The sequence below is a fragment of the Streptomyces sp. NPDC088766 genome (assembly GCF_044750845.1).
Classification (GTDB): domain Bacteria; phylum Actinomycetota; class Actinomycetes; order Streptomycetales; family Streptomycetaceae; genus Streptomyces.
In genome coordinates, this window is sequence record NZ_JBIVKQ010000001.1 from 527,429 (window position 1) to 541,268 (window position 13,840).

6 protein-coding genes are annotated in these 13,840 nt (G+C 73.5%); 5 read left to right on the forward strand and 1 reads right to left on the reverse strand.

Annotated features, from left to right (window positions below; all coding sequences use genetic code 11):
* Nucleotides 1–323 precede the first annotated feature (323 nt).
* Nucleotides 324–3,032 carry a lysylphosphatidylglycerol synthase domain-containing protein gene (locus tag ACIP5W_RS02360; RefSeq protein ID WP_401465427.1) on the reverse strand — a complete coding sequence of 903 codons (2,709 nt, stop codon included), beginning with the start codon at nucleotides 3,030–3,032 and terminating at the stop codon, nucleotides 324–326.
* 185 nt (nucleotides 3,033–3,217) lie between these two features.
* Here ACIP5W_RS02360 and ACIP5W_RS02365 point away from each other — a divergent pair, with 185 nt between their 5' ends.
* The 5 genes from ACIP5W_RS02365 (at nucleotide 3,218) to nudC (ending at nucleotide 13,828) form a co-directional block, all read left to right on the forward strand.
* Nucleotides 3,218–3,631: an MGMT family protein gene (locus ACIP5W_RS02365; RefSeq protein ID WP_401465430.1), complete on the forward strand. Its 414-nt coding sequence runs from the start codon at nucleotides 3,218–3,220 to the stop codon at nucleotides 3,629–3,631.
* A gap of 308 nt (nucleotides 3,632–3,939) precedes the next feature.
* Nucleotides 3,940–7,437 (forward strand): ATP-dependent helicase, encoded by a 3,498-nt coding sequence (locus ACIP5W_RS02370; RefSeq protein ID WP_401465433.1) that lies wholly within the window; start codon nucleotides 3,940–3,942, stop codon nucleotides 7,435–7,437.
* A gap of 159 nt (nucleotides 7,438–7,596) precedes the next feature.
* Nucleotides 7,597–11,280, forward strand: a complete 3,684-nt coding sequence (locus ACIP5W_RS02375) for a UvrD-helicase domain-containing protein (protein WP_401465436.1) — start codon at nucleotides 7,597–7,599, stop codon at nucleotides 11,278–11,280.
* 43 nt (nucleotides 11,281–11,323) lie between these two features.
* The gene (locus ACIP5W_RS02380; RefSeq protein ID WP_401465438.1) at nucleotides 11,324–12,727 is read left to right on the forward strand and encodes a dipeptidase; all 1,404 of its coding nucleotides are present in this window, start codon (nucleotides 11,324–11,326) and stop codon (nucleotides 12,725–12,727) included.
* A 156-nt stretch (nucleotides 12,728–12,883) separates the two neighbouring features.
* Nucleotides 12,884–13,828: an NAD(+) diphosphatase gene (nudC, locus tag ACIP5W_RS02385; protein WP_401465441.1), complete on the forward strand. Its 945-nt coding sequence runs from the start codon at nucleotides 12,884–12,886 to the stop codon at nucleotides 13,826–13,828.
* Nucleotides 13,829–13,840: the final 12 nt, after the last annotated feature.

Consider the following 13,840-nt stretch of genomic DNA (forward strand, 5'->3'; position numbering starts at 1 on the left):
CCCCGCGCGCGGGGCACGGTCCGTACGAGGTAACGCCGTTCCCGGGGCCAGGGCGTGTTCCGAAAGCGGCGTCGTCTGCCCGAAGGACAGGCGGGACTTCGGAAAGGCGTCTAGGGCGTGTTTCGAAAGTCCCTCCCCCAGAGGGGGTGCCCCCAGCCCGGCAACGCCTGGCACGCACTCCCCCGGAGGGGGCACCCCCAGCCGCGTTGTCGGGATCACCCCGATACAACCAGTATCGGGGCGACCCTCCGCCTTGCGATCGCACGCACCGGACGCCGCCGGGCCTGCCCTTCGGGCAGACGACGCCACTTTCGGAACGCGCCCTAGAGGGCGCCCTTGCGGGTGAGCTGGGTGAAGGCCAGCCAGCCCGGCAGCACCGGCAGCCACAGCGTCAGCAGCCGGAACAGCAGGACCGCGGGCGCGGCGACCTCCTTGGGCAGGCCGACGGCGATCAGACCGACCGTCAGGGTCGCCTCCACCGCGCCGACACCGCCCGGCGTCGGGGCGGCGGAACCGAGCGCGTTGCCGGCGAGGAAGACGACGGCGACGCTGGCGATGCTGATCGAGGTCGTCTCGTCGCCGAAGGCGCGGATCGACGCGTCCAGGCACATCACGAAGCAGGCCGTCAGCAGCAGCATGCCGCCGATGCCGGTGACCAGCTTCTGCGGCCGCTGGAGCACGTCCAGCATGCGCGGCACGACTCCCGCGAACAGCGACCTCACGCGCGTGACGACGAATTTCCGCAGGAACGGCACCGAGGTCACCACGAGCACCAGCACCGCCACCGTCAGCAGCCCCGCGATGACGGTCCGGGACGGCGACAACGACGGCGTCTTCTCGGTGCCCGTCAGATAGCCGAACGACAGCAGCATCAGGATGTGACAGCCCAGCCCGAACAGCTGCGATGCGCCGACGCTCGCCACCGCGAGTCCCGGCCGCACCCCCGCGCGCTGGAGGAACCGCGTGTTGAGGGCGACCCCGCCGACCGCGGCCGGTGCGACGATCTTCACGAAGGACCCGGCGACCTGCGCGGCCACCGTACGCGGGAACGGCACCCGCTCCGGCACGAAACCCAGCAGGCTCATCGCGGCCGCCACATAGCTCGCCGCCGAGAACAGCACGGCCGCGGCGACCCAGCCCCACTCGGCGTTGGCGATGAGCGGGCCGAACTCGATGTGGGTGAGCTGGGTCAGGAGGAAGTACGCGCCGATCGCGCCGGCGATGAAACTGATCAGCGTGCGCGGACGCACCCGCTCGAGGCGGGCGGGCTCGACCGGCGCCTGCGGGCGGATGCGCAGCACCTCGTGCCGGATCTGAGTGAGCAGGTCCTCCTCACGGGCTTCCTCCAGCGCCTCGTCGATGGCCCGCTTCTCGGCCCGTGCCTCCGCGCGTACGGCCTTCTTCTCGACCTTGTCCGCGGGCGGCGGCCCGGCCTCGTGTCCGGCTGCCTCGTGGCGGGCCTGCTTGGCCTGCCGGGAGGCTTCCAGGACGGCGTCCCGCTCGCGCTGCGCCCGCTCGCGGGCGAGCCTGCGCAGCGTCGCGCGCGTGGAGCGGCTCAGCGCGATGGGCTGGAGCATCGGCAGACAGCCGGCGACGGCGTCGGGACCGAGCACGCTCACCGCGGAGGCCACCGCGCGCTCGGCACCCACCCGCAGGCCGAGCGTCACCAGTAGTTGCGAGGTGTCCATGCGCAGCAGCAGATCGCCGGCCGCGATCTCGCCGACGCGCATGTCGGTGAGGATCACCGTGCCGGAACGATCCACCAGTATCGCGTCGCCGACGAGCCTGCGGTGCGCGATGCGGCGGGACTGAAGGGCGCGCACCTGGTGCCAGGTGTCGTGCAGCAACTCGTCGGTGATCTCCTCGTCGGCCAGCGAGTCCAGGGTGCGGCCACCGGTGTGCTCGTAGACGAGCATGACGGCGTCGGGGCCCAGCTCGGACGTCGCGATCAGCTTCGGCGCGTTGGCTCCCGCCGCGATCGCCGCATAGGCCAGCAGCGCCTCCTGTTCCAGCGCCTGGCGCAGCGACTGGAGGCTGCTGCGGGTGGCGAAGCCGCGCAGGGTCAGATTGCGCCACGCGCGGTAGAAGAAGCCCTGCGCCTGTTGCTCGCGGTCGACCACGGTGACGTCCAGCGGCGGGCCGTCCTCCAGCGTGACGAAGTAGCGCCGGCCGCGGTCGCCGGTCTCCGGGTTCTCCGAGACCTCCTCGCGCGCGGCGCTCACCGGACGGAAGCCGACGTGCCGCAGGCCTGCCATCAGCGTCCGTCCCGTGGGCCGGACATTGGGTGAGCCGACCGCGTACAGCGTGCCGTACGCGACGGTCCAGCCGATCAGCACCGTCAGGATGATCGAGAACGGTGTCGTGTAACCGGTGACGAGCATCGAGAACGCGTCGAGCATCAGCACGATCCACAGCACCGCGCGCCAGCGGGGACGCCGTGACATGCCGACGGCCGTCATGTAGGCGATCACGGGCGCCAGGTAGCCGTGGACGGGGTCGGTGAGGGCGTGGACGTCGCCCGGGGAGGGCTGGGTGAGCGCCTCCTGGATCGAGTCCGGGGCGGCCTTGGCCACCCACAGGTCGGTGGCGAGTGTCACTCCGTGGGCGAGGACCGCCGCGAGCACGCCGTCGGCGATCCGCAGCCCGTCCCGCTTGATGAGCCGCTCGATCGCGAACGCCACGGGCACCAGCAGGATCGCGATGCTGGACGCCAGTCCCGCGATCTTGATGAGGAGGTCGGGCGCCTGTCCGGTGCCCTTGTTGATGTCCTGTTCCAGGCCCGAGGTCGTTCCGTGCGCGAAGGCGGCGATGCCCAGCAGGACGACGACGGCCAGTACGCCGACCAGCAGCCGCATGAGGTCCGAGGGACGGTGCACGCGTGCGGGTAGGAGTGGTTCGTCGCCCTCGACCCCGTCGATGTGTGTCACCTCGACCAGGTCCTCGTCCTCTCCCGCCGGACCGGCGGTGTCCGGGCGCGACGCAGCGTCAGAGGTGCCCTCCGCGTCCTCGGGATGCACACCCTGCTGCTTCATCGTCTCTTCTTGGTCTCGTATCACCGGTCACCGCCCGCACGATGGTGGCATGCCGCACCGACACACAGGGGCATCAGGGTGCAAAGGCGGGGCGCACAGTCTGCCCGAAGCGTCGCCGTGGGGCGAGGGTCACACAGAGTTCCGGACCCGTCGCATTGTCGGTGGGGTGGTGCAGGATGGGGCGGATGAGCGAGCAGAGCCTTCCGGACGCCGCCCGCCCGGAGCACACCGGTGACACGCCACCGAACCACGCCGACGACGCGCTGCCGGAGTACGCCGAGCGCGTCCTCGAGGTCGCGGAGCTGATCCCGCGCGGGCGGGTCATGACCTACGGCGACGTGGCCGAATGGCTCGAGGAGGGCGGCCCGCGCCAGGTCGGCCGGGTGATGGCCCTCTACGGCGGGTCCGTCCCCTGGTGGCGTGTCGTGCGCGCCGACGGAGTGCTGCTGCCGAGCCACGAACTGCGGGCCCTCGACCGGTACCGCGCGGAGGGTACGCCCCTGAAGGAGGCGAGCCGGGCCACCGAGGGGCATCTGCCGCGCCTGGACATGAGACGGGCGAGGTGGGACGGCGGTGAGCGTGGGGAGGGTCACATCTGACAGCTTCCGCCATCGGCCCCGTCCGAGGGGAGCTTGTGGCCCGTACGGGGGAAACGGGGCACGTCCGTGACATGGCGTACGTTCGAGGGGCGAGGGACCTGGGTGACCTACGGGGCGCACGGGCCCTGAGGGAAGAAGCGGAAGCTGTCCTTCCGAGCCGTCCGTCGGCGTAGCGTCGGCCGCACGCGTCGCCCTCATCCCCGGACCACCGCCCGCCTCGGGCGGCACCCGTACCACCACGAACCCCTCGCGACGGCGCCCCGCGCCGGACGTGACGACCTGCACACCCACCAGGACCGGCGAACCACGTGAGCTCCTCCTCCTCCACCAGGCGCCTGCCGCACCCCCAGGGGCGGCAGGGGAGCCGTGGCGCGTACCGGCTGGTCCGGACCCGGCCGATGCGGGTGGATCCCCCTCGTCCGGACGCCGCACAGCGCTCCGTGGTTGACCACACCACCGGCCCGCTGCTGGTCCTCGCGGGTCCGGGCACCGGGAAGACCACCACGCTCGTCGAGTCGGTCGCGGCCCGCGTGGCGCGCGGCGGCGACCCCGCGCGCATCCTCGTGCTGACGTTCAGCCGCAAGGCGGCCGTCGAACTGCGCGACCGGATGGCGCTGCGCATGGGCGCCGCCCGGGCACCCCGCGCCACCACCTTCCACTCGTACTGCTACGCCCTGGTCCGCGCCGAACAGGACAGCGACCTGTTCGCCGAACCGCTGCGGCTGCTCTCCGGCCCCGAACAGGACGTGGCCGTCCGCGAGCTGCTCGCCGGCCAGATCGAACTCCAGCGGCGGGGCCTCGCGCACGTGCGCTGGCCCGACGACCTCCGCGCCTGCCTCACCACGCGCGGATTCGCCGACGAGGTCCGGGCGGTGCTCGCCCGCAGCCGCGAACTGGGCCTCGGCCCCGATGCCCTGGACGCCTTCGCCGGCCGCATCGGCCGCCCCGACTGGCGGGCGGCGGCCTCCTTCCTCGCCGAGTACCTCGACGTCCTCGACCTGCACGGCGTGATCGACTACGCCGAACTCGTCCACCGCGCCGTCCTGCTAGCCCACCGCCCCGAGATCGCCCAGCGGCTCGCTACGCAGTACGACGCCGTCTACGTCGACGAGTACCAGGACACCGACCCCGCCCAGGTACGGCTGCTGCACGCCCTCGCGGGCGGCGGCCGCTCCCTGGTCGCCTTCGGAGACCCGGACCAGTCGATCTACGCCTTCCGGGGCGCCGACGTGAACGGCATCCTGGAGTTCCCGCGCGTCTTCCCGCGCCTCGACGGGCGCCCGGCCCCCGTCGAGGTCCTGCGCACCTCCCGCCGCTCCGCGGCCGCGGTGCTGGCCGCCACCCGGCTCGTGACCCAGCGCATGCCCCTGACCCGCCTCCCGGCCGACAAGGTCCGCGCCCACCGGGACCTCGCCCCCGCGCGGGAGGGCGGTCGTGTCGAGGTCTACACGTATCCGACGTCCGGCACCGAGCTCGACAACATCGCCGACATCCTGCGCCGGGCGCACCTGGAGGACGGCGTGCCCTGGGGTGAGATGGCCGTCCTGGTGCGGGCCGGCTCCCGCACGATTCCCACGCTCCGCCGCGCCCTGACAGCCGCGGGCGTCCCCCTCGACATCGACGGCGACGACCTGCCCCTGCGCCACGAGCCCGCGGTGGCCCCCCTGCTGACGGCGCTGCGCGCGGTGGCCACGGCGGAGGCGGCCTCGGGCACGGTGCGGCCCGACGGGCCGGGAGAGGGCGGCTCGGGGGAGGGCGGCGGGCCCGCGGGCATTGAGACGCCCGTCGGCGGTGAGGCGCCCGTCGACGCGGAGGGAACAGCCGCACCCGACCCAGCCGCACCCGGCACCGACACAGCCGACGCCGACACACCCGACCCAGCCGCACCCGACGCCGACACCGCCGTCGCCGGGCGAGTCGCACCCGAGGCCTCCTGGCTCGACACCGAAACCGCCCTCACCCTGCTCACCTCGCCCCTCGCGAGCATGGACGCCGCCGACCTGCGCCGCCTCGGACGTGCCCTGCGGGACGAGGAACGGGCCGCGGGCAACCCCCTGCCCCCGCCGTCGGACGAACTGCTCACGCGCGCCCTCGCCGAACCGGAGCGCCTGGCCGTGCACGACCCCGTGTACGCGCGCGGTGCCCAGCGGCTGGGCGCGCTGCTGAGGAAGGCCCGGGAACGTCTGGCGGGCGGCGGCACGGCCGAGGAGGCGCTCTGGGACCTGTGGGAGGGCACGCCCTGGCCCGCGCGCCTGGAACGGTCTGCCCGCCGCGGCGGCGCGGCCGGCCGCAACGCCGACCGCGACCTGGACGCCGTATGCGCGCTGTTCGCCACCGCCGCGCGCGCGGAGGAGCGCACCGGCGGGCGCGGTGCGCTGAACTTCCTGGCCGAGATCGAGGCCGAGGACATCGCCGCCGACACCCTCACCCGGCGCGCCGCGCGCCCCGACGCCGTACGTCTGATGACCGCGCACCGTGCCAAGGGGCTGGAGTGGAGCCTGGTCGTCGTCGCGGGCGTGCAGGAGGGCCTGTGGCCCGACCTGCGCCGCCGCGGCTCCCTTCTGGAGGCCGACCGCATCGGCCGCGACGGACTCGCCGAACCGCTCACGCCGGGCGCCCTGCTCGCGGAGGAGCGCCGCCTGTTCTACGTGGCCGCCACGCGCGCGCGTGACCGGCTCGTCGTCACTGCGGTCAAGGCGCCCGCGGACGACGGCGACCAGCCCTCCCGCTTCCTCACCGAACTCGGCGTCGAGCCCAGGGACGTCACGGGCCGCCCGCGCCGCCCCCTGTCGGTCGCCGCGCTGGTCGCGGAACTGCGTGCCACCACGGTCGACCCGCGCGTCTCGGAGCCGCTCAGGGAAGCCGCGGCGCGCCGCCTCGCCCGCCTGGCCGCCCTGGCCGACGAGGACGGCCGGCCCCTGGTGCCGTCGGCGCACCCCTACCGCTGGTGGGGCATGTTCGAGCCGACCGAGAGCAAGGTGCCGCTGCGCGACCGCGACCGGCCCGTCGTGCTCTCCGGCAGCGCCCTCGACCAACTCGCCAACACCTGCGCCCTCCAGTGGTTCCTGGGCCGAGAGGTGAAGGCCGACGCCCCCGCCACGGCCGCCCAGGGCTTCGGCAACGTGGTGCACGTCCTCGCCGACGAGGTCGCCTCCGGACACACCCCGGCCGACCTCGCCGTTCTCACGGAGCGCCTCGACTCCGTGTGGAACGCGCTCGCCTTCGACGCGCCCTGGAAGTCGGCGCAGGAGAAGGAACACGCGCGCATGGCGCTCGAACGGTTCCTGAAGTGGCACGTCATGGACCGTGCCGGCCGCACGCCCGTCGCGAGCGAGCACGACTTCGACGTCACCCTGGAGGCGGGCGAGTACGAGGTCCGCATCCGCGGCCAGATGGACCGCGTCGAGGCCGACGGCGACGGCCGTGCCTACGTCGTCGACTTCAAGACCGGCAAACAGGCGCCCACCGCGCGCGAGGTGGAGCGGCATCCGCAGCTCGCCGTGTACCAGCTCGCCGTCCGCGAAGGCGCCGTGGACGAGGCCTTCGACGGCGTCCGCCCCGAGCCGGGCGGCGCCGAACTCGTGCAGCTGCGCCAGGGCGCCGCCAAGCGGGACGGCGGCGAGACCCTGCCCAAGGTGCAGGCGCAGGAGCCGCTCGAGGGCGAGTGGGTCGGTGAACTGCTGGCCACCGCGGCCGGCAAGGTCCTCGACGAACGGTTCACGCCCACCGCCGGCCAGCACTGCACCCACTGCGCCTTCCGCGCCTCGTGCAGCGCCCGGCCCGAGGGACGCCACGTGGTGGAGTGAGCCCGCCGTCGGACCACGGCGCGGAAGCCACCCGTGCGGCGCGCGACGTGGCACGAACGGTCTGGTGTGACGGACCGCACCAACCTCCTGACCTGCGCGTTCCATGCCGCGGCAGACGTTTTGTCATCGACTGTCGGTGGGCGCCGTTAGCCTCTCTCCATGTCCGCCCGTATCACCGATCCCGAGCAGCTCAAGGAGCTCCTCGGGATCCCCTTCACCCCGGAGCAGACGGCCTGCATCACCGCACCGCCCGCCCCGCAGGTGATCGTGGCCGGAGCCGGGTCGGGCAAGACGACGGTGATGGCCGCGCGCGTGCTGTGGCTGGTCGGCACCGGCCAGGTCGCCCCCGAGCAGGTCCTCGGCCTGACCTTCACCAACAAGGCCGCCGGCGAACTCGCCGAGCGCGTCCGCAAGGCCCTGGTCAGGGCCGGCGTCACCGACCCCGACGTCATCGACCCGGACAACCCGCCGGGCGAACCGGTGATCTCCACCTACCACTCCTTCGCGGGCCGTCTGCTGACCGACCACGGCCTGCGCATCGGCCTGGAGCCGACATCCCGGCTGCTCGCCGACGCCACCCGCTACCAACTCGCCGCGCGCGTGCTGCGCGAGGCACCCGGCCCCTACCCGGCACTCACCCGTTCCTTCGCCGACCTGGTCGGCGACCTGCTCGCCCTCGACTCCGAGCTGTCCGAGCACCTGGTCCGCCCGGAGGACCTGCTCGCGTGGGACGCCGGTCTGCTGCGCACCCTGGAGGACACCAGGCTCAGCAACGCCGATCTGCGCAAGGTGCCCGAGACCGCCGCCGCCCGGCGCGAACTCGCCGAGCTGGTGCTGCGCTACCGGGCCGCCAAGCGCGAGCGCGACCTGCTCGACTTCGGCGACCAGATCGCCCTCTCCGCCCAGCTCGCCCGGATCCCCGAGGTGGGCCGCGTCCTGCGAGACGAGTTCCGCGTGGTGCTCCTGGACGAGTACCAGGACACCTCCGTGGCCCAGCGCACCCTCCTGGCAGGCCTCTTCGGCGGCGGAACCGGCCACCCCGTCACCGCCGTCGGCGACCCCTGCCAGGCGATCTACGGCTGGCGCGGCGCGTCCGTCGCCAACCTCGACGACTTCCCCGAGCACTTCGCCCTCGCCGACGGCAGCCCCGCGACCCGGCAGGCGCTCAGCGAGAACCGCCGCAGCGGCGGCCGCCTCCTCGACCTCGCCAACGGCCTGGCCGAACCGCTGCGCGCCATGCACGCGGGCGTGGAGGCACTGCGCCCCGCCCCCGGCGCCGAGCGCGACGGAACGGTCCGCTGCGCGCTCCTGACCACCCACGCCGAGGAGATCGACTGGATCGCCGACTCCGTCGCGCACCTGGTGAACACCGGCAAGGCGCCCGGCGAGATCGCCGTCCTGTGCCGTACGGCCACCGACTTCGCCGAAATCCAGGGTGCCCTGGTCGCCCGTGACGTACCCGTCGAGGTGGTGGGCCTCTCAGGCCTGCTGCACCTGCCCGAGGTGGCCGACCTCGTCGCCGTCTGCGAAGTCCTCCAGGACCCCGGCGCCAACGCCGCCCTGGTCCGCCTGCTCACCGGCCCGCGCTGGCGCATCGGTCCCCGTGACCTCGCCCTGCTGGGGCGGCGCGCGCGGCTGCTCGTGTCCCGCGCGCGCGGGGGCGACGGCGACGACCCGGACCGGCGGCTCGCCGAGGCCGTCGAGGGGGTCGACCCCTCCGAGGTGATATCCCTCGCGGACGCCCTGGACACCTTCCTGGAGACAGCCCTGGAGGGAACCGACGACGGGCTGCCCTTCTCGCCGGACGCGCGCGTGCGCTTCGCCCGGCTCGCAACGGAACTGCGCGACCTGCGCCGCTCCCTGGCCGACCCGCTGATGGACGTCCTGCACCGCGTTCTCGCCGTCACCGGCCTCGAGGTCGAACTGTCGGCGTCCCCGCACGCCCTGGCCGCCCGCCGCCGCGAGACCCTGTCGAACTTCCTCGACATCGCCGCCTCCTTCGCCGCCGCGGAGAGCGAGGCGAGCCTGCTCGCCTTCCTCGGCTTCCTGCGCACCGCCGCCCAGTACGAGAAGGGGTTGGACAACGCCCTGCCCGGCGGGGAGAACACCGTCAAGGTCCTCACCGCGCACAGGTCCAAGGGCCTCGAGTGGGACGTGGTCGCCGTCCCCGGACTGGTCACCGGCACCTTCCCCAGCGGCCAGGGCCGCGAGAAGTGGACCGCCCAGGCCAAGGTGCTGCCGCACGAGCTGCGCGGCGACGCCGACACGCTGCCCGACGTCGAGGCCTGGGACTCCCGGGGCATGAAGGCCTTCCACGAGGCCATGAAGGACCACCAGCACACCGAGGAACTGCGCCTCGGCTACGTCACCTTCACCCGCCCCCGCTCCCTGCTCCTCGGCTCGGGCCACTGGTGGGGCCCCACCCAGAAAAAACCCCGCGGCCCCTCCGCCTTCCTCCACGCCCTGCACGACCACTGCGCCGCCGGCTACGGCGAGATCGAGGCCTGGGCCGACGAACCCGGGGAGGCTGAGGAGAACCCCGTCCTGCACCGGGCGTCCGCCGACCAGGTCTGGCCGCTGCCCCTGGACGACGCCGCGCTGGCCCGCCGCCGCACCGCCGCCGAAACCGTCCTCACCCACCTGGAGAACCTCGCCGCGGCCGGGACGGGCGCACCCACGGCCGCACACGCACCCGAGACCCACGACGACCCCGACTGGCCCCCACCGCCTGCCGAGGACGGGCCGGACCCGTACGACGAGCCGGGACCCTACGACGAGCCGGACCCGTACGACGGATCTGACCCGTACGACGAGCCGCATTCGTACGGCGAATCCGACAGGTACGACGAGCCGGGACCCTACGACGAGCCGGACCCGTACGACGGATCTGACCCGTACGACGAGCCGCATTCGTACGGCGAATCCGACAGGTACGACGAGCCGGGACCCTACGACGGGCCGGACCCGTACGACGAGCCGGACCCCTTCGCGGAAGCCGCCCCCGGCCGCCCCCGCACCCAGCCCCCGGCCCGCGGCGGCGAGTGGACCACCGGCCGCCCCGTCGTCCCGCACCAGGCGTCGCCCCCCGAGCGGCGCCCGGCCCGCCTCACGCCCGAGGAAGCCCGCACGGTCGCCTCCTGGGACCGTGACCTGGACGCGCTCACCGGGGAACTGCTGCGCGCCCGGCAGAGCGTCACGGACGTACCCCTGCCGGTGACGCTGACCGCGTCGCAGCTGCTGCGCCTGGCCGCCGACCCCGACGGGCTCGCCCAGGAGCTCGCACGTCCCATGCCGAGCCCGCCCCAGCCGGCCGCGCGCCGGGGCACGAGGTTCCACGCGTGGGTGGAGGCCCGCTTCGAGGAGCTGCCCCTGCCCTTCCTCGAGCCGGAGGAGCTGCCCGGTGAGGACGCGGAGATCGCCGACGAACGCGACCTGGAAGCGCTCAAGGACGCCTTCGAGCGCACCGAGTACGCCCACCGCACCCCCTGCCGCGTCGAGGTCCCCGTCCAGCTCGCCCTTGCCGGTCGCGTCGTACGGGGCCGTATCGACGCCGTCTACGAGGTCTTCGACCACGACGGCGTGACGTACGAGATCGTCGACTGGAAGACCGGCCGGGGACACGACGGCGACCCGCTCCAGCTCGCCGTCTACCGGCTCGCGTGGGCCGAGCAGCAGGGTGTGCCCGTGGAATCGGTCACAGCGGCGTTCGTGTACGTGCGCACCGGCGAGGTCGTACGGCCCGGGGATCTGCCGGACCGGGCCGCGCTGGAGCGCCTGTTGACGGGCGAGGAGGCCCCGGCGGACGGTCGTGGAGGACCGGCCGTGAAAGTAAACCGTGCGTAACCGCCCGGCCAGGAGGTCGGTGCGGCCGGATAGGCTCGTGACCATGAGCCAGACCCCGGACAGCGCCGTCCGCACGTACATCGAGCGCCACCGTGCGGCGTTCCTCGACGACCTCGCCGAGTGGCTGCGCATCCCGTCGGTCTCGGCCCAGCCCGACCACGCGCCCGACGTACGCCGAAGCGCCGACTGGCTCGCAGCCAAGCTCAGGGAGACCGGTTTCCCGGCCGTCGAGGTCTGGCAGACGCCCGGCGCACCCGCCGTCTTCGCCGATTGGCCGTCCGGCGACCCGCAGGCACCCACCGTCCTGGTCTACGGCCACCACGACGTGCAGCCCGCCGCCCGCGAGGACGGCTGGGACAGCGACCCCTTCGAGCCGGTCGTCCGCGGAAACCGTCTACACGCGCGCGGGGCGGCCGACGACAAGGGCCAGGTCTTCTTCCACACCCTGGGCGTGCGCGCCCACCTCGCCGCCACCGGCCGGACCGCCCCGGCCGTCAACCTCAAGCTGCTGATCGAGGGCGAGGAGGAGTCCGGATCCCCGAACTTCCGCGCCCTCGTCGAGGAGCACGCCCGGCGGCTCGCCGCCGACGCCGTGATCGTCTCCGACACCGGCATGTGGTCCGAGGACACCCCGACGGTGTGCACGGGCATGCGCGGGCTCGCCGAGTGCGAGATCCGCCTGTCCGGACCCGACCAGGACATCCACTCCGGCTCCTTCGGCGGCGCCGTGCCCAACCCGGCCACCGCCGCCGCCCGCCTCGTCGCCGCCCTGCACGACGAGCACGCACGCGTGACCGTTCCCGGCTTCTACGACGGCATCGTCGAACTCACCGACCGCGAACGCGAACTCTTCGCCGAGCTGCCCTTCGACGAGGAGCGCTGGCTGCGCACCGCCAAGTCGCACGCCACCCACGGCGAGGCCGGGCACACCACCCTGGAGCGCATCTGGGCGCGCCCCACCGCCGAGGTCAACGGCATCGGCGGCGGCTACCAGGGCCCAGGCAGCAAGACGATCGTCCCGTCCTCCGCCTTCGTGAAGCTGTCCTTCCGGCTGGTCGCGGGACAGGACCCCGACCACGTCGAGAAGGCGGTCCGTGCCTGGGCCGACGAGCAGGTGCCCGCCGGCATCCGTCACGAGATCACGTTCCGCCCCGCCACGCGTCCGTGCCTGACCCCGCTGGACCACCCGGCCCTGCAGTCCGTCGTGCGCGCCATGGGCCGCGCCTTCGAGGGCCCCGTCCGCTTCACCCGCGAGGGAGGCTCGGGCCCCGCCGCCGACCTCCAGGAGGTACTCGGCGCCCCAGTGCTCTTCCTGGGCATCTCCGTCCCCTCCGACGGCTGGCACGCGCCGAACGAGAAGGTGGAGCTGGACCTTCTCCTGAAGGGCGTCGAGACCACCGCCTACCTCTGGGGCGACCTCGCCGACACCTGGCGCCATGCACCCTGACGACCCCGCCCGGTCCGGAGCGACACCGCGCGCGGGGCACACTGGAGAAGCCGCCCCGCACGGCCACACCACATCCGGCCCGGTCGCCCCCCTGCCGCACGACCCGCTGAACCGCCCGCCGAAACAACCGTTCCACCGGGGGAGTTGGAAGCACCTGTGACCACCTGGACCGACCAGAACGCCGACCGACCCATCTCGCTCACCGCCCCGAGCGGCATCGACCGCGCCGCCCACCACCGGCTCGACGAGGCCTGGCTCGCGGCGGCGTGGAGCCACCCCACGACACGCTGCTTCGTCGTCTCCGGCGGCCAGGTCCTCATCGACGAGACGTCCGACGGCCGGACCGAACTCGTCATGACGCCCTCCTTCGAGGCCCCGCTCACCGAGGCCCACCGCTACTTCCTGGGCACCGACGCCGACGGCGTCAGCTACTTCGCCCTCCAGAAGGACGCGCTGCCCGGCCGCATCGACCAGTCCGCCCGCCCCGCGGGCCTGCGCGAGGCCGGACTGCTGCTGTCGCCGCGCGACGCCGGCCTCATGGTGCACGCGGTCGGCCTGGAGAACTGGCAGCGCACCCACCGCTTCTGCTCCCGCTGCGGCGAGCGCACGGTCATCGCCGCCGCCGGTCACATCCGCCGCTGTCCCGCCTGCGGCGCCGAGCACTACCCGCGCACCGACCCGGCGGTGATCATGGCGGTCACGGACGAGGAGGACCGCATCCTGCTCGGCCGCCAGGTCCACTGGCCGGAAGGCCGCTTCTCGACGCTGGCCGGTTTCGTCGAGCCCGGCGAGTCCATCGAGCAGGCGGTGCGCCGGGAGGTCTTCGAGGAAGCCGGCGTCGCCGTCGGCCAGGTCGAGTACGTCGCCAGCCAGCCGTGGCCGTTCCCGTCCAGCCTCATGCTCGGCTTCATGGCCCGTGCCACCTCCACCGACATCGACGTCGACGGTGACGAGATCCACGAGGCCCGCTGGTTCTCCCGCGACGAACTCGGCGCGGCCTTCGAGTCCGGCGAGGTCCTGCCCCCGTACGGCATCTCCATCGCGGCCCGCCTGATCGAACTCTGGTACGGCAAGCCGCTGCCGACCCGCAGCGTCATGTGAGTCCGGACCCGA